We start from the raw sequence: 20782 nt of genomic DNA, 5'->3' as shown, positions 1-20782 counted from the left end.
GTCATGCCTCCTGCCGCCCGGCATCCACGCTCAGCGTCTCCGCCAGCGCCCGCGCCGGCCGCTGCGCCTGCTCCAGCGCGCGGGCGTGCGCCACCACCGCGTACGCGTTGCGCAGCACCGGCAGCTTCCCGGCCTGCTCCTCCAGGATGCGCTCCAACAGCGCCCGCGTCTCCGCCACCAGCGGCAGCCCGCGCATCGACGACACCACCGTCGCCGGCCACCGGCGCGCCGCGGAGGCCCGCAGCCTCCACGCGGCCGGCGAGTCCATCCCGTCCACGGAGTCCAACGCCTCCTTCGTGGACTGCGCGCCCCGCTCACGCATCGCCCAGGCCCGCGGCGTGTCCACGCCCGTCAGCGAACGCAGCACCAGCTTCAGCGCTCCCTTCTCCAACTGCTCGCGCAGGCCCACCGCCACCGGCGTCTCCAGCCCCGTGGTGCTCTTGAGCACCGCCAGCCGGTCGTGCGGTATCAGCGCCTCGCGCAGCGCCTCCGCGCGCTCCGTGCTCAGGCCCCCCAGGCTGCGCGCCACCTCCGAGTACAGCTTGCGCTGCATGCCCGCCTCGCGGACCACCCAGGACTCCTCGCCGTCCACGCCGGCCAGGCCCAGCAGCACCGCCGCCAGGTGCCCATCCTTCAGGCCCCGCTCGCGCAGCGCCCACGCCTCCGGCGAGTCCTGGCGCTTGAGCCCCTCCAGCACCGCCGCCGGCGCCCGCGCGTACAGCCGCCGCCGCAGCGCGTGCGAGCGCGGGGACGTCACGAACCCCAGCCCCTCCGCCACGTCCACCGGCACGCTCGCCGACAGCACGTCGCGCAGCGTCCACGCCGTGTCGTCATCCAGCCCGCTCAGGCTGCGCGCCACCAGCCCCGGCAGCCGCTCCGCGTACGCCAGCCGGCGCTGGTGCGCGGGCAGGCCCGGGATGCCGTTGAGCAGCCACGCCGCCAACTGCGGCTCTCTCGCCTCCAGGCTGTCCACCGCCTGGAAGAAGCGCTCCTCCACGTCGTCCACGGACGCCGCGCCCGGCGCCGGCGGGGTGGGGGCGGGGACCAGCCGCTGCACCGGCTGCTCACGGCCCTCCAGCCGCGCCACGACGGCCTCCACCAGGCGCTGCTCCAGCACTCGCAGCGGCTGATCATTGTTCTCCAGGATGATCCACCGCGTCGGGTCCTTCCGGGCCTGCGCCAGGAACGCCTCGCGCACGCGCACCGCCAGCCCCGCGCCCACCAGGCCCTTGCGGCTGTCCGCGTCGTTCACCTTGCCGCTCTGCACCTTGCCCAGCCGCTTGCGCAGCCGCGCCAAGTCCGGGTCCACGTCCACCAGGATGACCAGGTCCGGCCACAGCCCCTGCGACGCCAGCTCGCAGGAGGGCAGGAGCTGCGCCTCCTTCAGGCCCCGCCCGCCGCCCGTCAGCGCGAGCTGCGAGTAGAGGTAGCGGTCGGTGATGCACACCTCGCCCCGCTTGAGCGCGGGCGCGATGACCTCTTCCAACTGCTGCGCGTCACGGGCCAGGTTCAGGAAGAACTCGGCGCGCGGGCACATCTCCAGCAGCTTCGCGTCGCGCGTCAGGTCGCGGATGCGCCGGGCGGTGGGGGACTGCAGCTCGCCCCCCTCGCGCGCGTGCGCGACCTTGTAGCCCAGCCGCTTCAGCCGGGACGCCAGCAGGTTGGACAGCGTCGTCTTGCCGCTGCCGTCAATGCCTTCGAAATCGATGAACACGGTGCCCTAACCCCCTACGACCCCAACGCCACCTGATGAGAAGGCATGCACCCGCGCCATGCCCTCCGCGAACTTGCTGTACGCCGTCGCGCCCCCCGGATTGAGGGCCGCCAGCCACTCGGGCAGCGCCGCCCCGAGGTGCTTCACCTCCACCACCACCCGCGAGTCCTCCCACACGGGCAGCCCCAGCCGCTCCACCGTCAGCGCCACCGGCGACAGCGCCAGCTCCGGCGACACGGCGTGGAAGCCGATGTCCCGGTCCACCGTCACGCGCCACTCCTGCGACACCTGGTACACGTGCCGCCGGTACGTCACCGCCAGCACCGGCGCCAGGCTGCCCCCCGCGATGAGCGGCAACAGGCTCACGCCGCCCTTGATGGCCCGGCCCAGCTCCGCGCGCGGCACCCAGACGCGGCGCTTGCGCGTGAGCCCGCCGTGCTCGCGCTTCACCTCCAGCACCACGCGCTCGCGGCCCGCCGCGCCCACGTCCGGCGAGTACTCCTTCGTCCTCACCTTGAGGCAGTCTTCCGGCGTGAGCATCGCGCGCCGCGCCAGCGGCTGGCCCGGCTTGTCGAAGTACACCGACACGATGCGCGTGGGCGGCGGCAGGTAGCCCCCCAGCTCCTGCGACAGCCTCGCGCAGACCGCCTTGGCGTCCGGGGCCTCCAGCACGCGCTTGAACTCACGCCGCAGCTTCGTCACTTCGCCTTCAGCGAACGAGATCATCCCAGGTGTCTCCTCAACGGAAGCGGGTGGCGAGCTGCACCGACAGCTCGAGCGCGGGCGCCACGTCCCCCGGCCGCAGCGCCCGCTCCGCCTGGAGCTGCGCCTTGAACGAATCCGCCAACAACACGTTGAAGCCCCCCGTCACCGAATGCCCTTCCGCCTGGATGCCACCCTGCAATTGCAGCGCCTCCGCCCCCACCACCGGCTGCACCGCCCACCCCTCGTGGCCCACCGGCACCGTCCAGGAGGCCAGCACCGACTGCGATTGGAATGGCCCCAACGCCAGCCGGCCCACCGCCGCCTCGCCCGTCACGGACAGCCCCCAGAGGGTCACCTCCGCGTCCGCCGCCGTCGCGTACTGCTTCGTCCCGTCAATCACCTGCGTCAGGTACGTGCTCGTGCCCAGCGTGAGGAACTTGAACGGGCGGATGCTCAGCCGCGCGGAGCCGTCCTCGCTCAGCCGCTTCCCGGTCGCGTCCTCGCCGCCCTCGAAGAGGCCCGCGGAGAACTTCAGGCCCCACGCCTCCTTGAGCCGCAGCTCGCCCATCACGCCCAGGCGCCGCCCGCCCAGCGCGTTCGTCTCCGTGAGGTAGTCCTCCACCAGGCCGCGCTCCTGGATGGGCAGCCGCCACGCCGACTCCTGCGAGCGCTGCAGGAACGGCGACTTGAAGCGGCCCGCGTACAGCCGCAGGCGCTTGTCGTCGTCCGCCAGCCGCACGAACGCGTCCTTCAGAATCGTCTTGGAGGCGAGATCCGCGCTCACCTCCGCTTCCAGGTTGGACAGCGACGCGGCCACGCCCACGCGCGCGGACTCGATGCCCAGGTCGCGCTCGTACTTCTGGCGCTCGTCCGCGGCGCCCCGCGCGAACACGCGGCCGAACACGCGGATCCGCTGCTGGGGCCCGCCCTTGTCGTCCACCTTGTCCGCTTCGTCCGGCGCCTCGCCCAGCGTGTCCGCCTTGGGGCCCGTGTCCTTCTTCTTCTTCTTGCCCGGCACCGCCGCGTCCGGCACCGGCGCGTTCGGCTCGGCCACCTGCTCCGGTGAACCCATGACGGGCCCCTGCGAGCCGCCCGGCATCGCCTGCGCCACCGCGCCTGCCAGCGCGTCACCTGCTGCGTCCCGCGGCTTGTCCGCGTCGTCGTCCCCGGAGACCTCGAGCGGCCGGTCCACTCCCTCCGCCGCGTCTTCATCCGGTTCCGGCGCCGCGCTCGCGACCGCCGGCAGGCCCAGGAGGACCGCGACGAGCAGTCCGCGCCGCCACCCCTTCTCCTCCAGCCCCGTCCCGCCCATGCCCGATGTCTCCCCGCCCCGGTAATGCCCCACGCCGTACGACCCGACGCCTGCTCCCCTGTGCAACCCCGGTGCCCAGGGGAGGGACGTGCGCTGGTGGACATCCGGAAGCGGCGAGAGGGGCGGATGCCCCGTGACGTGGACGTGACGAGACCCAACCTGGGAAGACTTTTTCCCTCCCGGGGACCCCCGGGGCTGTAACGCCGGACTGTAAGAAGGGCGGTGTTACCGATCAGCGGGCGGGTCCGCCGGCGGGGCGGATCCTTGTTCCGGCGTGGCTTCCGGAGGCGCCTGGGGCAGGGGAGGGATGGGGTGCTCCGGCGTCACGCCGCGCCGCGTGATGGCGTACAGCACCCGCACCAGCAGGAGCCCTCCGGCGAGGATCATCAGGACGCGCCAGACCATGGGTGGAACCGGGGGCTCGCTCACGGTGAAGCGCGCGTGGGCCGCCTTGGGGCGGGTGGTGAGGAAGCGCACGTCCACGTCCCACGCGCCGGCCTCGTCGGGGACGAACTCGGTGCTCCAGCCCACGGCGTCGCGCGTCAGCGTGCGCGTCACCTGTCCCGGCACGCCCTCCCGGGAGAAGGCGACCGTGACGGCGCCCTGGAAGGGAGGCCCCTGGAGGTTTCCCACCGACAAGGTCAGCCGCAGGGGCTCACCGGGGCGGGGGACGGCGGGGGTGAGGACGCCGTTCAACTGGTCCTCCGCGTCCCGCCAGGACAGGGAGAGCAGCTCTCCCTTGCGCTCGACCTTGATCTGATCCGACGCGGGGGCCGCGACGGCATGCAGGGCCAGCAGGCAGGTCATGACGACCCACCCCAGCAAGGTGTCCCTGCGGCTTTGCCTCATGGGCCGACGTCCCCTAAGATGCGCTCCCCTGTCACCCTTCACTGAGCCCGCTCCCCCCGGGGAGTCCCCGGGATGAACCCTCAAGCATTCGGGAAATACCAGCTCCTCAAGAAGCTCGCCACGGGCGGCATGGCCGAAGTCTGGCTTGCGCGTCAGTCCGGAATCGAGGGCTTCCAGAAGGAGCTCGTCGTCAAGCGCATCCTCCCGCACCTCGCGGAGGACCGCGAGTTCGTGGAGATGTTCAAGAACGAGGCGCTGATCGCCGCGCGCTTCAACCACCCGAACATCGCGCAGGTCTACGAATTCGGCGAGGCCAACGGCACCTATTACATCGCCATGGAGTTCATCCACGGCGAGGACCTGGGCCGGGTCATGCGCAAGGCCAGCGGGATGAACCAGTGGATCGCCCGTCCGCTGGCCATCCGCATCGTCGCGTCCGCGTGCGAGGGCCTCTACTACGCGCACAGCCGCACGGATGACCGCGGCCAGCCGCTCAACGTGGTGCACCGCGACATCAGCCCGCAGAACATCCTGATCAGCTTCGATGGTTCGGTGAAGCTGGTGGACTTCGGCATCGCGAAGGCGGCGGACCAGGCTTCGATGACGAAGTCCGGCGCCATCAAGGGCAAGTTCGCGTACATGGCGCCCGAGCAGGCCGCGGGCAAGCACCTGGACCGGCGCGCGGACATCTTCGCCATCGGCCTGGTGCTGTACGAGATGCTCACCGGGCACCGGCCGCTCAAGAAGGACTCGGAGCTGGCCACGCTGCAGGCGGCCATGGAGTGCGCCATCCCGTCCCCGTCCGAGGTGGCCGACGTGCCCCGGGACATGGACCACGTGGTGATGCGCGCCCTGGCCAAGAGCGCGGATGACCGCTACGACAACGCGCGCGAGTTCCAGACGGCGCTGGAGGAGCTGCTCGTCAACGAGCGCTGGCTCGTCACCTCCGGACAGATCTCGGAGCTGATGAAGACGCTCTTCGCGGAGCGCCTGGAGGAGGAGCTGCGGCAGGGCCAGTTCGTGCCCGTGGGCGAGGACTCCAACACCTCGCCGCCCCGGCCGCCCCCGGACATGAGCTGGGAGGCCCCGCCGGGCGAGTCGCAGTCGCGCGAGCGCTCGCGAGGCAACGCCACCCGCACGGGCACCGCGCCCCGCCGCGCCACGGGCATGTCGCCCGCGCTGGCGGAGGACCCGAACGAATACGACGCGCCGTCGCTCACCGGCGTGGAGCCGCAGCCCCGGCGCCGCTCCAGCGTGTCGGAGCCGGCGGTCCGGCGCGGCACGTCCACCAGCAACCCGAACGCGACGCAGATCGCCCGCACCAACTCGCGCTCGGACCTGCGCAGCCAGTCCGTGGACGACGTCCCGCCGCCCCGGCGCACGGCGTCTCGCGCGGTGCCGGTGTCGGAGCCGCCCATGCGCTCGCGCTCGGGCGTGCACCGCATGGACCTGGAGGACGACGAGCGCACGCGCCTGCCGCCCCCGGACGATGATCCGGAGACGGAGCCCGCGCCCGCGCCGCCGCCCCCGCGCCGCCGCACCAGCACCAGCCAGTCCGCCGTGGAGCCGCCGCGCCGCCGCACCTCCAGCCGCGTGGACGCCCCGCGCCCGCGCCCGGTGGCCCCGCCGGTGGACGACGAGGACTCCGGCGAGCGCCGTCCGTCCCGCTCCAGCGCCCCCGCGCTGCCGGAGCCGGTGAGGCCCCGGGGCGGCAGTGTGCGCGCCCTGGTGACGGTGGGCCTCGTGGTGGGCCTGCTCGCCATGGTCGTGCTCTTCCGCGAACCCATCATGCTGGCGCTCACGTCCAAGGCCGCGGACGCGCAGGGCGTGTGGCTCACGGTGAACACCAACCAGCCGGTGAAGGTGTCCGTGCGGCACACGGAGCGCTGCAACAGCCCGGAGCCGGTGACGTTCCTGGGCACCGCGCCGCTCACGCGCGTGCAGGGCGCGCACCTGCAGGACACGCTCATCCTGGAGAACGACGCCCAGGGCATCTACCTGGAGGACTCGGAGGAGCTCGCGTTCGGCCAGCCCGGCGAGCTGAAGACCTTCGAGCGCAGCTTCAAGGAGGGCACCCTCAAGCTGAAGATCACCCCCAAGGGGATGACGCCGGGCCTGACGGTGTACCGGAACAACCAGATGATGGGCAGCGCCGGCACCACGCTCAAGCTGATGGAGGGCAAGCAGCGCCTGGAGCTGCGCGGCAAGCAGCTCAAGGAGCCCGTCGCCTTCGAGGCCACCATCAAGGCCGACGAGACGACGGACCTGCCGTTGGACCTGGCCTCCGCGCTCTAGTAGCGCGGCAGGGCGGGGTCCACGGTGCGCGAGTACAAATCGATGCCGCCCTGGAGCGACACGGCCTCCAGGCCCCGGTCGATGAGGTACGCGGCGCCGTCCAGGCTGCGCACCCCGTGGTGGCAGTAGACGACCACGGGGCGGCCCCGGAAGGACTCCAGTTGCTCGTGGAAGTCCTCCAGCTCCGGCAGGGGCATCAGCACCGAGCCGGGCAGGGCCACCCACTCGTGCTCGTGCGGGAAGCGCACGTCCACCAGCACGGGGCGTGACTCGGGAGGGCCGGCCAGGCGCCGGGCCAACTCGGCGGGGGTGATTTCGGGGATGGGCATGGGGTTATCTTCTGTTGAGCCGGGAAGGGGCCCGTCAGGTCCCTTGGCTTTTCGGGCGCCAGGGCGTTATGAGGCGCCGTCTACGAGGAGATTGAAGCACATGGATACTTCTACCGCCGTCGCCGGCACCACGCCGGCCTCCCAGCCCGCCGCCTCCGCGCCCGTCGTCCTGACGGCCGCCGCCATCGCCCAGGTGAAGACGGTCATCCAGGCCCAGGGCTTCCAGGGCTACTTCTTCTCCATCCGCGTGGTGCCCTCCGGCTGCAGCGGCCTGGGGTACGACCTGAACCTCGTCAAGGAGACGAAGGCCGGCGACCAGACCTGGGAGCAGGACGGCGTCACCATCGCCACCGACGCGCTGAGCGCCCAGTACCTCGCGGGCACGCACATCGACTACGTCACCAGCATCACCGGCGCGGGCTTCAAGTTCGAGAACCCCAACGCCAAGTCGTCCTGCGGCTGCGGGACGTCCTTCACCACCTGAGCGGCTGTCCGTCGCTTCAGGGGTGAGGAAGGGCCGGGATGGGACGCCAGGCAGGCGTGCCCCCGGCCCTTCGTGCGTCCAGGCTCCGGAGCCTCAGGCGCCGGCCACGGGCTTCATCACCTTCATCCAGTTCTGCTCCCCCTGGCCGCGGTTGCGGCGCTGGGCGCGGCGGGCCTCGGCCTCCTGGAAGGCCTGGCGCTCCGCGTCCGACTCCAGGAGCAGCGGCGGCACCGGCACGCCCTTGCCGTCCTGGCCCTGCGCCACGAAGGTGAGCAGCGCGCTGGTGGTGAGGTGCCGCTCACCGGTGAGCGGGTTCTCCGCGTGCACGGTGACGCCCACCTCCAGCGAGGTGCGGAACGCCGCGAGCACGCGCGCGTGCAGGAGGGCAATCCAGCCCACGCGGATGGGGGCGTGGAAGTGCAGGTCGTCCATGGACGCCGTCACCACGACCTGACGGCAGTGGCGCTGGGCGGCCACGGCGCCGCAGATGTCGATCCACTGCATCACCTTCCCGCCGAACGCGGCGTTCAGGTTGTTGGCGTCCGGAGGGAGGATGAGCTGCGTCATCACCACTTCGGAGTCGCGCGGGCTCTTGGGGCTGAGGTCGTGCATGGCGCGACGGAGCGTCGCACGAGAGTTGGTACGGCGTCAGGCCAGGAATGCGGAGACGCGGTCCATGAACTCGTCGCGGCCCGCGCCCTTGCGGATGTCCGACTTGGAGACGTCCACCACCAGGCACTCCACGCCGTACTTCTCCTGGAGCACCTGGGGGAAGCCCGCGTAGTAGCCGTTGAGGCCCTTGAGGAAGGGCCGCCCGATGCCCTTCTCCTCCGCGCGGCCGCGCGTGCGGATGCGCTGGAGCAGCACCTCCTCCGACGGCACGTCGAAGCAGATGACCTTGTCCGGCCGGACGATGTGGCGCGACAGGCGCTGGAAGTACTCGTAGTACAGGTCCAGCTCCGCGTTCGTCATGTGCCCCAGGCCGTGCAGGTACTTGGCGAAGATTTCGGGGTCTTCATACAGCGTGCGGTCCTGCACGCAGCTCTTCCTGACGGAGTGGATGAGCTCGTGGTGCTCCACGCGCCGGATGAGGAACTCCAACTGCAGCGTGAACGACCACCGCGTCATGTCGCCGTAGTAGTCACGCAGGAAGCGGTTGTCGATGACGGGCTCGTCGAAGAGCTCGAAGCCGAAGCCCTGGCTGATGAGCTTCGCGGCCGTCGTCTTGCCCGCGCCGATGTTGCCCGCGAGCGCCACGAAGCGCTTGGCGCGCGGCACCTTCACCTTGAGCTTGAGGGCGTTGCGAGCGGGCTTCTTTGCGGCGTCGGCCGGAGGCGGCGCCTGGGTCGAGGGCGGCTCGGTGCGGGACGTCGCCGGACGCGCGCGGGCGGTGGAGCGGGGCATGGAGCCCGAAGGCTTAACCCGGCTTTCCAGAGGCGTCCATTCGCTGGCGGAGCAGGTCCGGCCGGTCGGTCATGATGCCGCCGATGCCCTCCGCGAGGAGCCGGTCCATCTCCGCCGGATCATCCACGGTCCACACGTTGATCCACTTGCCGCGCTCGGCCGCGGCCTTGAGCAGCACGTCGTCCACCAGCCGCACCTCGCCGAAGTACAGCGGCATGTCGAGCACGCGGTAGCGCGCGTCCTCCGGCGGCGTCTCGCCCGCCTTGAGCGCCAGCACGAACGCGGCCAGCGCGTCGCGCGGGTAGAAGTGGCAGGCGTCGGGGAGTTCTTCGTACAGCCGCTCCGCGATGGCGTCCTGCTCGCTGCCCAGGCACACGCGGCCCAGGGCCGCCTCCTCGGTCAGCAGGCGGGCGAGCACGGCCTCCGCGCCCGGCACGTCCGGCTTGAGCTCCACGTTGAGGCGCAGGGCGGGGAAGGCGCGCAGCACCTCGCGCAGCGTGGGCAGGCGCACGCCCTGGCCGCGGAAGGGGAAGGTGCGGCCCTCGTCCGGCGTGAAGCGGTAGCCCGCGTCCAGCTTGCGCAGCTCCGCCAGCGTCAGCGCCGCGAGCGGACCCTCTCCGTCGGTGCAGCGCTCCAGCGTGTCGTCGTGCGCGACGATGACCTCGCCGTCGCGCGACAGGTGCACGTCCAGTTCCAGCATGTCCGTGCGGTGCGTGTGGACGGCGCGCTGGAAGGCCTCCAGCGTGTTCTCCGGCGCGAGCAGCGCCCCGCCGCGATGCGCGATGTGGAGCGTGGGCTTCAGCCCATGGAGAAACATGTCGCGCGGCAGCATGATCCACCTATTCCTGAATTGACGACGATGTCACGGACAGGGCCTCGGTCCGTTCCTTGCCGGCCCTGGTGAGCCACCGGTATAAGGGCCTGAATCCTCAGCCCGACCGGCGTCGGACTTCAACCACCTCGGCGCCTCTCACCCCCCGGAGAATTACAAATGGAACTGCGCACGAAGCTGGGCGCTGCGGCCCTCCTGGCCGCAGCGGCGATGGCCACCGCGGCCGGCTGTGGCGGCCGTGACGACGAGAACCCCACGCCCACTCCCGACGCCGGCTGCACGGGCGTCTGCAGCACCGACGCGGGCTCTGACGCGGGCTCTGACGCGGGCACTGACGCGGGCACGGCGGGGCAGATCGCCGCGACGCGCAAGCTGCCGTTCAACACCAAGACGACGCTGCGCGACGTGGTCGTCACCGACGTCGACTACGAGAAGCTGGGCAACGACGGGAAGCAGTGGCGCTCGTTCTTCTGGGTGACGGATCCGGCCTTCCCGAAGGAAGGCCTCTACATCAGCAAGTTCTACGATGACGTGCCGGATACGTATCGCCCGCAGCCCGGCAACAAGATCGACATCGAGGGCTTCTTCGGCACCGAGCCGAACTTCCAGCCGTTCAGCGGCCGCCGTCACCACCTGGCGAACGACTACCGCAACGGCCTGAAGCTCACCATCACCGTGAAGTCCGACGCGGGCGTGGACGCCCGGCCGGCCGCCAACGAGGTGACGGTGGCGGACCTGCAGGCGTCGCTGGATGCGCCCCAGAACGCCGCGTCCTACCTGGGCACGCGCGTTCACCTGGCGGGTCCGCTCACGCTGACCAACCCGCAGCCCACCCAGTTCCAGCGCCTGGACAACGAGGACGCGGGCACCCTCTATTACGGCTTCGAGGTCACGGGCGGCATCCTCGTCTACCACGACAAGACCCGCTCCCGGACCTTCAGCGACGGCGGTACGTTCGAGGGCTGCGACTACCAGAAGGCGGCCCTGGATGGCGGCGCGGTGACGTTCCCCAACGGCATCAGCGGCGTCTGGGACACCTACACCTTCGCGCCCTGCACCAACGGCAGCTCCGACATCACCGGCTGCGGCAACAACCTCTCCGACAGCGGCGTGCCGGGCACCGACCAGCGCTACACCTACACCATCATCCCGCAGGGCTGCGCGGACCTGCCGGGCGAAGTGGCGGCTCCGGAGTAATCCGCCTTCCGCCTGACGCTTTTCCCCGTCCGCCTCCCAGGGCTTCGTGCCCTGGGAGGCGGTCGTGTTTCAGGGGCTGGAGCCCGAAAGTTCGCGTGCTCCGCCGGGCCTGCCTAGAGTCCGGCGCCGGGCGGGTCGGACGGCTCCCCCCGGGGCGGGAATGCAGGTAGGCTCCGGACACGCTTCAAAGTTCCACCCGCGGCCCACACCTTCCACGTCCTTGAGCTCGCCCCAGACGGCCACCCCGTTCGGCAAATACCTGCTCATCAAGCGCCTCGCGCTGGGCGGGATGGCGGAGCTGTTCCTGGCGCACAAGCCGCCGGACCCCACGCTGGTGGTCATCAAGCGGATCCTCCCGTACCTCTCCGAGGAGCCGGAGTTCGTCCAGATGTTCCTGGACGAGGCGCGCATCGCCGCCCAGCTCCACCACCCCAACATCGTGCAGGTGCACGAGCTGGGGAAGGAGGGGGACAACATCTTCATCTGCATGGAGTACGTGGAGGGCGTGGACCTGCGCCGCGTGCTCGCGGAGGAGTTCAAGTTCGGCGCCTCCATGCCGTACGGGGTCGCGGCGAAGATCTGCGCGGCCATCGCCGCGGGCCTGGACCACGCGCACTTCAGCCGGGGCGTGGATGGGCGCCCGCTGGAGCTGATCCACCGGGACGTCTCTCCGCAGAACGTGATGATTTCGTACGACGGGCGCGTGAAGCTCGTCGACTTCGGCATCGCCAAGGCCGGCGCGTTCATGGAGCGCAGCAAGCCGGGCGTCATCAAGGGGAAGTTCCTCTACCTCTCCCCCGAGCAGATCCTCCAGGAGCGGCTGGACCACCGGGCGGACATCTACGCGCTGGGGGTGATGCTCTACGAAATCACCACCGGCAAGCAGCCGTTCCACCGCGCCACCACGGAAGGCATCCTCTACGCCATCCGCTACGAGGAGCCGCCTCCGCCGCACCTGGTGCGCCCGGACTACCCGGAGGCGCTGTCGCGCATCGTGATGCGGTGTCTGGTGAAGGACCGCACCCAGCGCTACCAGCGGGCCTCCGACGTGCGTGACGACCTGGAGGCGTTCCTGGCGTCCGGCGTGCTCCGGCAGAGCCTTGACGTGGCGCAGTACATCGCGCGGCTGCTAGGGGAGAAGGAGGAGCGCACGGTGCTCCACATCCCCCCGGCGAAGCGCGCGGGCCGGCACGAAGCGACCCTGCCGCTGCCGCCCCTGCGCACGCCGCTGCCGCCTCCGGTGCCCGCCCTGCCGGAGGACACCGCCGCGCGCACGCTGCCCCTGGCCGACGCGGAGGACACCGCCGCGCGCACGCTGCCGCTCACGGAGGACACATCGTCGCGCACGTCTCCGCTGGACGAGGACACGGGCGCGCGCACCCTGCCGCTGGGCGGGACGGCGTCGTCGCCGCGGGGGCCCTCGGCGCTGACGCCCGTGGGGCTGGTGGCCCGGCCTCCCGCGCGCAGGCCCACGGCGGAGGCCGCGGCGCTGCGTGCCTGGGACGCGGAGGAAGGGGAGCCGGAGACGCAGATGGCGCGTCCGCGCGACCTGCCCTTGGGCGACGACGACGATGACGGCGAGTCCACCGCGGTCGGGACGATGCCCGGTGCTCCCTCGCCGCGCCGCCACCTGGAGCCTGTGTTCGAGGCGGAGGCCTGGGACGAGGAGGAGGCGGAGGAGGACGACGACGAGGGTGACTCCACAGTGCCGCTGCGCGCGCGCCGTCCCCGGCCCGTCGCGCCCACGCCCGCACCGGCGCGGCGCGGCCCTCCGGAGGTGACCGCGCGCTCCGGGCCTTCGGGCGAGCGGGGTGGGGGAGACCGTTCGCGGCGTCCGTCCTCTGGCGTGGCCATGCCTCGCGGGGCGGGCGCCGGGGATGATCCGTTCGCGCCCGCACCGCGTCGCACACCAGAGGGACGCGCTACGACGCCGCCACCGGGTCCGCGCCGGTCGGGCATGGCGTCCGCCAACGACGGCCGGTCTGATCCGCTGGCCTCCGGTCCCCGGCGCATGGGGGACGATGGCCGGTCTGATCCGCTGGCGTCGGGTCCCCGGCGCATGGGCGACGACGGCCGCTCCGAGCCCTTGTCCTCCAGTCCTCGCCGCATGGGCGACGACGGCCGCTCCGACCCGGTGGCCTCCGGTCCTCGGCGCATGGGGGACGATGGCCGCTCCGAGCCCTTGTCCTCCAGTCCTCGCCGCATGGGCGACGACGGCCGCTCCGACCCGGTGGCCTCCGGTCCTCGGCGCATGGGGGACGATGGCCGGTCTGATCCGCTGGCCTCCGGTCCCCGGCGCATGGGGGACGATGGCCGCGTGTCGCAGCCTCCGGGCCCGCGTCGGGGCGCCTCCGCTTCCAGCGACGCGAACCGTTCGGCCCCGTCCGGAACTCCGGGGGCTCGCAATGTCCGCCCGCCTCCGCGGCCGTCACCCGAGGACGACGAACGCTTCAACACCGACCCCGGACCCTCCGGGATAAGCCTCACGGACCCGACGCCCGTCACGACCGGGGACCCGGACGACGACGAGTCCACCGTCGGGTTCCAGGCGCCGCGAAGGCCGCCGCCCCGGCGGGCCGTGCGCGCCCCCGTCGACGAGGACGAGGCCTACGACGACGAGGGTCCCGACACGCTCGACGCCTCCCGTTCGCCCCGGCGCTCGCGCACCCTGGTGGTGGTCGCGGGTGTGGCGCTCGTGGCCGTGCTGGCCCTGGGGCTCGCGTGGATGATGGGCCTCTTCGGTCCGGAAGCGCAGGCTCCTCCCGCGCCCATGAAGGGGCCTCCGGTGGGAGGCCCGGCGCGGCCCGGTCCCCAGGGAACCGCCCCCGTGAAGGCGCCCTCGCCACCCGCTCCTGTTCCGGCCGAGTCCGCGCCGCCGAAGCCCGCTGAACCCACCCTCGCGGACTCCGCCGCGCGGCAGCCCGCGGAGCCCACCCTCGCGGACACCTCCGCGCGGCAGCCCGTAGCACCCGCCCTCGCGGACACCTCCGCGAGCCCGTTGGACGCGGGACTCACGCTGGCCGCCGCGGGCACCGATGCCGCGGCCCCTCCGCCCGTGGAGACGGCGACCCCGGCCGAGCCCCCACCCCCCGCCACCGTGGAGGTCCGCTTCGACGCCCCGGCGCGCACCGTGCTCGGCCGGCCGGGGGGCGGAAAGCTGCCCATCAACCAGGTGGTCGCCCTGGCTCCCGGCCCGCTTCGCGTCCAGTACACCTGCCCGGGAAAGCGTGCACCTCGGGGTATCGAGACCTACAACGTCCGACCTGTAACCGGGGAACTCCAGACGCTCCGGGTCCCATGCCGCAGGCGACGCTAATTGGCACGGCGACTTACGCGTATGCGGCATCCGCACCCCCCGGAGGACACGTAGGACCGGGTAAGCTTGAGTGCCCTTAAGTCGTTGGAATTCCTTGGCTTTCCACCAAGCGGGCGCGTTTACACATGTCAGAGGGGTCCGTAGACTCCGGCCCCTCTATGGCTCGCGCGAAGAAGCAGAAGAACATCAACCGACAGAGGACCTACCCCGCGGGGAGGGTGGCCCGGCAGCTCCCGGTCGCCCCAGAGCCCAACCGACTGGTGAAGGTGTGGCGGCGCGTGTTGGAGCGCCGGCTGCGCACGCGGCTGCGGGGGAAGGTGGCGGTGGAGATCCACGACAACACCCACACGATGCTGACGTTCCAACGCCAGCGGGCGCTGTGGCGGCTGAGGCTGCACCACATGTTCCTGGCGGCGCCGGACGAGGTGCTCCAGGCGCTCGCGAGCTTCGTGCGCAAGGGGGACCCGGACGCCAGCGCGCTCCTGGACCGCTACATCGAGCGCAACCGCATCTTCATCCGCCGGCTGTCCCCGGCGCAGATGCGCAAGCGGCTGCGGCTGTCCCCGGTGGGGCGCTACCACGACCTGGGCCGCATCTATGAGCGGCTCAACGAGCGCTACTTCCAGAGCCGCATCGACGCGGCCATCACCTACGGGCCGGCGCCCCGGGTGAAGGGGCCTCGCAAGAGCATCAAGATGGGCTCGTACTCGGCGGACTCGAAGGTCATCCGCATCCACCCGGCGTTGGATCAGCCGCTGGTGCCCCGGTACTTCGTGGAGTGGATCGTCTTCCACGAGATGCTGCACCACGTCTACCGCGCCCGCCGGGGCGAGGACGGCCGGCGCTGCATCCACCCACCGGAGCTGATGGAGCACGAGAAGCGCTTCCACGACTACCAGCGGGCGCTCGCCTGGGAGCGGGAGAACCTGGACCTGCTCCTGTGCGCCCGCACGGAGCAGGCCTGAGGTCCATGGGCCCGCTCCCGGGACGTCCGGGACGCGGGCCCTCTCAGGGCAGGATGAGGCCGCCGGGGCTGCGCCGCTCGCCCGTGGGGGTGACAGGAGGCGCTTCGGAGCCCGGGGCGCCCTGCGCCGCCTGGGCCTGGGCACCCGCCGCGGCCAGGACCACCACCTTGGCGAAGAGCGTCTCCGCGAAGAGCGAGAAGGGCGCGTCGAGCCCGTGGAAGAGGCGCCGCGCCTCTCCCCGGGCGATGTCCGCCTGCAGGGCCCTCCCGGTCGCGTCGAAGAAGGCCGCCATGCGCCACAGGCGGCGCGCGTAGCGCTGGCGCACCTCCGGGGTGAAGAAGGACTTCGCCGCGTCCAGCACCTTCTGCCGCACCTGCTCCTGGCGCTGGGGCCCGCTCAACGCCAGCGGGCTTCCGGCCAGCGCCTGCACCTGCTCCATCAGGCCACGCACCTCCGCGTCGGGCGGCATCCACTCGGCGATCTCCGGCGTCGCGTGGAGCTGGTCGCCCTCCAGGGCGCGGCGCACGTCGTCGGGCTCGGGGGCGGGGAGGGGCTCGGGCTCCTGGGGCTGGACGCCGTGGTGGCGCAGCGCGGCCTCCAGGTCCGGCGGGAAGGGCGTGCGGGTGCGCAGGTTGAGGGCCGCCGCCTCGGCGAGCAGCCGGGCCCCCTCCTCGCGGGAGACCTCCATGCCGAAGCCGTTCTTCAGCCCGTGCTTGAGGATGCGGCGGAGGTCCCCGCGGCTCTGCTCGGTGCGCGAGAGCTCCAGCACGCCCTGCTCATCCGACGCGATGACCTGGAGCAGCTCCACGCCGCCGCGCACCACGCGCGTGAGCAGCAGGCCGTACTGCCCCGCCGAGGACACCACGGTCACCAGCGTGGGCAGCGTCTCCGGGGCCGGAGCCGGGGGCGCCTCCCGGGGGGCCTCCGGCGGAGTGACGCCGCGCGAGCGCAGCCGGTAGAGCGCCTTCTTCGCGGCCTTGGCCAGCGGCTTCACCGACGAGGCGGACAGGGCCTCCGGCAGCGCCACCTGGCCCGCCAGCACGGCGGCCTCCAGCACCGCGCCCGCCAGGGCCTCGGGCAGGGCCTCCACGGCCGCGGGGGTCGCCGCGCCCACGTCGTCCGCGAGCCCCCGGGCCCGCGCGACGTCCGCCTCCGGGAAGGCGGGCAGGGGCGTGCCGGCGCGCAACGCATCCAGCAGGGGACGGGGCTCGGTGGAGGCAGGGCTCATGCACCGGGTTTCTACTTCACGCCCTACCGCCGCCGCACCAGCCAGCTCCCTCCGCTCTGTCCCACGATGACCAGTTCCGACTGGAGCCGCGCGCCGAAGACGCGCGACGGATGCGCCCCGCGCACCAGGAAGTGGTCGTACCAACGGCCCTGCGTCGCGTAGTCCATCTCCTGCGGCCGCCACTCGGAAGGGAAGGTGGGCGGCACCTCCCCCCGGTAGCGCAGCGGCGAGTGGGGCGTGGTGGCGAAGGTGAAGTTGGGCACCCCGCCGCGCTCGCGCGCCACCACCGCCGCGGCGTGGATGAAGACGGGGAAGCGCACCACGCTGGAGCGCGGGTCGAACACCAGCCCCATCACCTTCGGCCGGTTCGCGGCCAGCTCGGACAGCGCCTCCAGCTCCCGGGCCTCCTGGGAGAAGCGCTGGAAGCCGCGCCCCATCACGAACGCCAGCAGCAGCGCGCTCGCCGCCGCCGTCAGCCCCAGCGGCCGCCGCCAGTCCGCGCGCGCGGCCGGCACGCTCGCCACCAGCAGCGCCGCGGCCAGGTGCGCGTAGCGCGTGTTGAGGTAGTAGACGTACCCCCGGATGTCGAAGGGCAGCAGGAAGTACAGCGCCAGCGCCAGCACGCCCAGCCCCAGCAGCCGCCAGCGCGCCACCCGCCCCTCGCGGCGCGTCCCCGGCGCCACCAGGCCCAGCACCCAGCCCGCCACCGCCACCGCGCCCACCGCGTACAGCGGCCAGCGGTCCGAGCCGTCGTGGAACGTGTTGGCGAGCACCTGGAAGAACTCCGCGCGGTTCTGCTCGAAGCCCTTCCACGCCAGGTTCTGCGGCGAGAACGTGGGCCCCCACGCCTTCCACGGCGCGCCCGGCTGGATGTCCGGCGGGTTGCCGAACCGCAGCACCACCCACGACAGGAACAGCGCCACGCCGGGCACCACGCCCAGCAGCGCCGGCACGCGCGGCCGCAGCCGGGCGACAAGGCCCTTCGCCGCCGCGTCCTCCGGCACCGGCGTGGTGAGGAGCAGCCACGGCAGCCCGAACGCCAGGAACCCGAAGGCCTGCACGTGGAAGAGCAGCACCGCCACCAGGCACGCCGCCAGCCCCACGCCCCAGCGCGCGCGGCGCGGCGCGTCCGTCAGCGTCCGCACGAAGAGGCCGCAGCACACGAGCGTCAGCGGCAGGGCCGCCAGGTAGTTGATGAAGCCCCAGCCGAAGCTGTCTCCGTACGCGAGCGGCAGCGTGAGCAGCGCGGGCCATGACGGCCGGCCCAGGCCGCGCAGGAGGAAGGCCATGCCCAGCGGCATCCCCACCACGTACGCGGTGAGGAAGACGCGGTTGGCCAGCTCCAGCGGCAACAGCCAGTTGAGCGCGCTGACGAGGTAGTAATAGCCCAGGTACGGCGTCAGCTCGTGCCGCGCCGCGAACAGCGTGGGGTAGAGCGTCGTCGGGTCGTCCAGCCGGTGCAGCACCGAGATGAGGTACAGGTGCTGCGGCAGGTCCACCATGGGCAGCAGGCGCGACACCCAGAGCGGGAGCGCCCCCAGGACGAGCGCGGCGACAAAGGCGATGCGGGCGGTTCGGTTCGTCACGGGCAGGAGGGCGCGGACTGTACGCGTCCACCCCCGCGCCGGGCGAGCGCACCGTCCGCTCCGTTGAAGGGTAGGCAAAGGTGCGTGCCAATGCCTTGGCAGGGGGAATGCCCTGCGCTATAGGCCGGAGCGGCGGACGCCTCCCCCCAAGTCTTCCCCGGGCCTTCGCCAAGGAGAGCGGACATGGCACGCAGCGCGACGTTGATGACCGCGGGTTTGCTGCTGGGAGGCCTCTGGCTCCTGCCCGCCAGCGCCCACGCCTGCGAGGCCCACGCGAAGGCGGCCGCCTCCAAGGGCACCGCGCCCCGGACGCCGGCCCCGGAGGCCCGGAAGGACGACGCGCCGCGCCCGCTGGAGGAGCTGGATCAACTGCTGACGGCGAAGTGCTCCTGCGGCAGCAAGGCGGACTGCACCTGCAAGCGCGGCAAGTGCGAGTGCTCCAAGTGCTCGGGCCGTCATGCGCCGCGCCAGGTGACGGACGCGCTGCGCGGCCGCCCCGCCACGCAGGAGCTCCAGGAGGCGCGCAACGACGCCTCCGCCGGCATCTTCATCTGAAACGAAGAGGGGGCCCGTGGAAGGGCCCCCTTGGGAACGGCAGCGGGGTGGCTCAGGCCTCCGGGCTGGAGGCGCGTCCGCGCGCAGCGGGGGCTCCGCCCTCGGCCACGAGCACCGGCCAGCCACGCGCCATGGCCTCGCGGAAGAAGGCCGCCAGCTCGTGCCGGCTGCTGTTCACCGCGCCCTGGAACGGGTCGATGAGGGCCTCCTCGCCCAGGCTCTGCTGCGAGGACAACTGCACCGGGTGGCCGCAGCGCTCGCAGCGGATGGACACCTGACGCACCAGGGCCACCGGCACCGCGTAGCGGGCGCTGCACTCGCCGCACTTCCACACCAGCGCGCGCTCGCCGGCCTCCAGGCGGGCCATGTGCTCCAGCTCATCCGCCAGGCGCAGCAGCGCCGGCAGGTCCTGGGGCGGCTGGGCGAAGATGGCGCTCGCGCCAAAGCCCTTGCCCGGCGAGCCCAGGGCCGGGGGGCGGTCCCCCTGGAGCAGGGCGCGCAGGCGGTCGCGGGCCTTCAGGTCGCGGAACTCGGCGCCAGCGAGGGCGCGCTCCACCGCCTCGTGCACCGGCGGCAGGTCCGGCTCGAGGCGCTCGTCGTCCGGCAGGGTCTTGGGGAAGTCCACCAGCCGGTGGGCGGGAAGTGCGAGAAATCGGAAGGCCACGTCCCTTCCATGGCACTTGGGCCCGCCATCCGCAAGACGCGAGTTGCCAAACGTGGGACGCGGGCGACAGTCCCGAGTCCCGCGCCTTTCAGACCGACCACTCCAGCATGCGCTGCAGGGGGGCCAGCGCCGCGTGCTGCAGGTCCGCCGGCAGCACCAGCTCCGGCGTCCTGTCCTTCATGCAGCGGTAGAGCTTCTCCAGCGTGTTGAGGCGCATGTACGGGCACTCGTTGCACGCGCACCCGTTGTCCGGCGGCGCCGGGATGTACGTCTTGTCCGGCGCGGCCTTCTTCATCTGGTGGAGGATGCCGGCCTCCGTCACCACGATGAACTTCTTCTTCGGGCTCTTCACCACGTAATCCAGGATGGCCTTGGTGGAGCCGATGAAGTCCGCGTGCCGCAGCACCTGCTGCTCGCACTCCGGGTGGGCCACCACCTCCGCGTCCGGGTGCTCCACCTTCAGGCCCACCAGCTTCTTCTCGCTGAAGATTTCATGGACGATGCAGCTCCCCGGCCACAGCACCATGTCGCGGCCCGTCTGCTTCATCACGTGCCGGCCCAGGTGTTGATCCGGCGCGAAGAGGATGGGGCGGTCCTTCGGAATCTGGTTCACGATGCGTACGGCGTTGGAGGACGTGCAGATGACGTCGCTCATCGCCTTCACCGCGGCGGAGCTGTTCACGTACGACACCACGAAGGCGTCCGGGTGTTTGTCCTTGAACGCCTTGAAGGCCGCGGGCGGGCACCGGTCCGACAGGGAGCAGCCGGCCTTGAGGTCCGGGAGCAGCACCTGTCGGCTGGGATTCAGAATCTTGGCGGTCTCCGCCATGAAGTGCACACCGCAGAAAACGATGACGTCCGCCTCCGTCCGCGCCGCGGCCTGCGCGAGCGCCAGGCTGTCACCGACGAAGTCGGCCACGTCCTGCACCTCGCTCTCCTGGTAGTAGTGCGCCAGGATGACCGCGTTCATGGAGCGCTTCAGCTCCCGGATGCCGGCCTCGTAATCCACCGTCTCGCCCATGGGGGGCCTCCTCGTCGCCCGCGCATTCTGTAACGGCGTCCGCGGCGCGGGGCCAGCGCGCTCCTGGAGCCCCGCGCGCGCGTCCCTACCCACCAAGGGGTCCCGGGCGACCGCGCGTCTTTAACCTATTCCGAAAAGTCCTCTCACCCCCGCGTACATCACCTAATCCATAGGAGCAGGTAAAGTACGCGGTGGTTGTTCGCCGGCGGCTCACCGGGAAGGCGTTTCAGCGCGGGCCCGCTGGCATCAGAGAGAGCACCAGGCTCGGACACTCAAGACATGTGAATGGCGGGAACGGGGCGCGTGCGAGCCCCGCGTCGACGGGA

General features: G+C 71.9%; 18 protein-coding genes. 6 read left to right on the top strand and 12 right to left on the bottom strand.

Annotated elements, in window-relative coordinates; all coding sequences use genetic code 11:
• Position 1: 1 nt before the first annotated feature.
• The 4 genes from tmk to K8612_RS05150 all read right to left on the bottom strand — a co-directional run bounded on the left by tmk (position 2) and on the right by K8612_RS05150 (position 4538).
• A complete protein-coding gene (tmk, locus tag K8612_RS05165; protein WP_223761425.1) occupies positions 2 to 1714 on the bottom strand; it encodes a dTMP kinase in 1713 nt (570 codons plus the stop codon).
• Positions 1715 to 1720: 6 nt separating this feature from the next.
• Positions 1721 to 2440 (bottom strand): VTC domain-containing protein, encoded by a 720-nt coding sequence (locus K8612_RS05160; RefSeq protein WP_223761424.1) that lies wholly within the window; start codon positions 2438 to 2440, stop codon positions 1721 to 1723.
• 13 nt (positions 2441 to 2453) lie between these two features.
• Positions 2454 to 3731 carry a hypothetical protein gene (locus K8612_RS05155; RefSeq protein ID WP_223742626.1) on the bottom strand — a complete coding sequence of 426 codons (1278 nt, stop codon included), beginning with the start codon at positions 3729 to 3731 and terminating at the stop codon, positions 2454 to 2456.
• Between the two features lie 225 nt (positions 3732 to 3956).
• Positions 3957 to 4538 (bottom strand): hypothetical protein, encoded by a 582-nt coding sequence (locus tag K8612_RS05150; RefSeq protein WP_223742625.1) that lies wholly within the window; start codon positions 4536 to 4538, stop codon positions 3957 to 3959.
• A gap of 114 nt (positions 4539 to 4652) precedes the next feature.
• Between K8612_RS05150 and K8612_RS05145 the strand changes: the two genes are divergently transcribed.
• Complete coding sequence (locus K8612_RS05145; protein ID WP_223761423.1) at positions 4653 to 6875, top strand: serine/threonine-protein kinase; 2223 nt, start codon at positions 4653 to 4655, stop codon at positions 6873 to 6875.
• On the opposite strand, the gene K8612_RS05140 is transcribed toward K8612_RS05145, so the two are convergent.
• Positions 6872 to 7204, bottom strand: a complete 333-nt coding sequence (locus tag K8612_RS05140; protein WP_120566412.1) for a rhodanese-like domain-containing protein — start codon at positions 7202 to 7204, stop codon at positions 6872 to 6874. The two genes, K8612_RS05145 and K8612_RS05140, sit on opposite strands and share 4 nt — an antisense overlap.
• A gap of 100 nt (positions 7205 to 7304) precedes the next feature.
• Here K8612_RS05140 and K8612_RS05135 point away from each other — a divergent pair, with 100 nt between their 5' ends.
• Complete coding sequence (locus tag K8612_RS05135; protein ID WP_223761422.1) at positions 7305 to 7688, top strand: iron-sulfur cluster assembly accessory protein; 384 nt, start codon at positions 7305 to 7307, stop codon at positions 7686 to 7688.
• Between the two features lie 93 nt (positions 7689 to 7781).
• Here K8612_RS05135 and K8612_RS05130 read toward each other — a convergent pair whose 3' ends face one another.
• The 3 genes from K8612_RS05130 to K8612_RS05120 are packed head-to-tail and all read right to left on the bottom strand — an operon-like array spanning position 7782 to position 9924.
• The gene (locus K8612_RS05130; protein WP_223742622.1) at positions 7782 to 8300 is read right to left on the bottom strand and encodes an acyl-CoA thioesterase; all 519 of its coding nucleotides are present in this window, start codon (positions 8298 to 8300) and stop codon (positions 7782 to 7784) included.
• 36 nt (positions 8301 to 8336) lie between these two features.
• The gene (locus K8612_RS05125; protein WP_223742621.1) at positions 8337 to 9092 is read right to left on the bottom strand and encodes a deoxynucleoside kinase; all 756 of its coding nucleotides are present in this window, start codon (positions 9090 to 9092) and stop codon (positions 8337 to 8339) included.
• Positions 9093 to 9105: 13 nt separating this feature from the next.
• A complete protein-coding gene (locus K8612_RS05120) occupies positions 9106 to 9924 on the bottom strand; it encodes a glycerophosphodiester phosphodiesterase (RefSeq protein ID WP_223761421.1) in 819 nt (272 codons plus the stop codon).
• 159 nt (positions 9925 to 10083) lie between these two features.
• On the opposite strand from K8612_RS05120, the gene K8612_RS05115 reads away from it, so the two are divergent.
• From K8612_RS05115 to K8612_RS05105, 3 genes are all read left to right on the top strand, one after another.
• Complete coding sequence (locus tag K8612_RS05115) at positions 10084 to 11121, top strand: hypothetical protein (RefSeq protein WP_223761420.1); 1038 nt, start codon at positions 10084 to 10086, stop codon at positions 11119 to 11121.
• 220 nt (positions 11122 to 11341) lie between these two features.
• Positions 11342 to 14437 carry a serine/threonine-protein kinase gene (locus K8612_RS05110; RefSeq protein ID WP_223761419.1) on the top strand — a complete coding sequence of 1032 codons (3096 nt, stop codon included), beginning with the start codon at positions 11342 to 11344 and terminating at the stop codon, positions 14435 to 14437.
• A 158-nt stretch (positions 14438 to 14595) separates the two neighbouring features.
• Positions 14596 to 15402, top strand: coding sequence for a hypothetical protein (locus tag K8612_RS05105; RefSeq protein WP_223761418.1), 807 nt, complete (start codon positions 14596 to 14598; stop codon positions 15400 to 15402).
• Between the two features lie 43 nt (positions 15403 to 15445).
• On the opposite strand, the gene K8612_RS05100 is transcribed toward K8612_RS05105, so the two are convergent.
• Positions 15446 to 16630 (bottom strand): hypothetical protein, encoded by a 1185-nt coding sequence (locus K8612_RS05100; protein WP_223761417.1) that lies wholly within the window; start codon positions 16628 to 16630, stop codon positions 15446 to 15448.
• A 23-nt stretch (positions 16631 to 16653) separates the two neighbouring features.
• Complete coding sequence (locus K8612_RS05095; protein WP_223742615.1) at positions 16654 to 18216, bottom strand: hypothetical protein; 1563 nt, start codon at positions 18214 to 18216, stop codon at positions 16654 to 16656.
• Positions 18217 to 18399: 183 nt separating this feature from the next.
• On the opposite strand from K8612_RS05095, the gene K8612_RS05090 reads away from it, so the two are divergent.
• Positions 18400 to 18771 carry a metallothionein gene (locus K8612_RS05090; protein WP_223761416.1) on the top strand — a complete coding sequence of 124 codons (372 nt, stop codon included), beginning with the start codon at positions 18400 to 18402 and terminating at the stop codon, positions 18769 to 18771.
• 52 nt (positions 18772 to 18823) lie between these two features.
• Here the strand turns inward: K8612_RS05090 and K8612_RS05085 are convergent, their stop codons facing one another.
• A complete protein-coding gene (locus tag K8612_RS05085; protein ID WP_223761415.1) occupies positions 18824 to 19435 on the bottom strand; it encodes a zinc-ribbon domain-containing protein in 612 nt (203 codons plus the stop codon).
• An 88-nt stretch (positions 19436 to 19523) separates the two neighbouring features.
• A complete protein-coding gene (nadA, locus tag K8612_RS05080) occupies positions 19524 to 20456 on the bottom strand; it encodes a quinolinate synthase NadA (RefSeq protein ID WP_223761414.1) in 933 nt (310 codons plus the stop codon).
• Between the last annotated feature and the right edge of the window lie 326 nt (positions 20457 to 20782).

Origin of the sequence: Corallococcus sp. AS-1-6, from assembly GCF_020037015.1 — a bacterium.
GTDB lineage: Bacteria > Myxococcota > Myxococcia > Myxococcales > Myxococcaceae > Corallococcus.
This window is presented reverse-complemented; position numbering and strand designations above follow the sequence as displayed.

Excerpts from the sequence above, each read along its gene's own strand:
- K8612_RS05140 (WP_120566412.1), bottom strand. The coding sequence starts at position 7,204 with ATGCCCATCCCCGAAATCACCCCCGCCGAGTTGGCCCGGCGCCTGGCC.
- K8612_RS05090 (WP_223761416.1), top strand. The coding sequence starts at position 18,400 with ATGGCACGCAGCGCGACGTTGATGACCGCGGGTTTGCTGCTGGGAGGC.
- K8612_RS05105 (WP_223761418.1), top strand. The coding sequence starts at position 14,596 with ATGGCTCGCGCGAAGAAGCAGAAGAACATCAACCGACAGAGGACCTAC.
- K8612_RS05160 (WP_223761424.1), bottom strand. The coding sequence starts at position 2,440 with ATGATCTCGTTCGCTGAAGGCGAAGTGACGAAGCTGCGGCGTGAGTTC.
- nadA (WP_223761414.1), bottom strand. The coding sequence starts at position 20,456 with ATGGGCGAGACGGTGGATTACGAGGCCGGCATCCGGGAGCTGAAGCGC.
- K8612_RS05145 (WP_223761423.1), top strand. The coding sequence starts at position 4,653 with ATGAACCCTCAAGCATTCGGGAAATACCAGCTCCTCAAGAAGCTCGCC.
- K8612_RS05150 (WP_223742625.1), bottom strand. The coding sequence starts at position 4,538 with ATGACCTGCCTGCTGGCCCTGCATGCCGTCGCGGCCCCCGCGTCGGAT.
- K8612_RS05130 (WP_223742622.1), bottom strand. The coding sequence starts at position 8,300 with ATGCACGACCTCAGCCCCAAGAGCCCGCGCGACTCCGAAGTGGTGATG.
- K8612_RS05100 (WP_223761417.1), bottom strand. The coding sequence starts at position 16,630 with ATGAGCCCTGCCTCCACCGAGCCCCGTCCCCTGCTGGATGCGTTGCGC.
- K8612_RS05120 (WP_223761421.1), bottom strand. The coding sequence starts at position 9,924 with ATGCTGCCGCGCGACATGTTTCTCCATGGGCTGAAGCCCACGCTCCAC.
- K8612_RS05135 (WP_223761422.1), top strand. The coding sequence starts at position 7,305 with ATGGATACTTCTACCGCCGTCGCCGGCACCACGCCGGCCTCCCAGCCC.
- K8612_RS05155 (WP_223742626.1), bottom strand. The coding sequence starts at position 3,731 with ATGGGCGGGACGGGGCTGGAGGAGAAGGGGTGGCGGCGCGGACTGCTC.
- K8612_RS05125 (WP_223742621.1), bottom strand. The coding sequence starts at position 9,092 with ATGCCCCGCTCCACCGCCCGCGCGCGTCCGGCGACGTCCCGCACCGAG.
- K8612_RS05115 (WP_223761420.1), top strand. The coding sequence starts at position 10,084 with ATGGAACTGCGCACGAAGCTGGGCGCTGCGGCCCTCCTGGCCGCAGCG.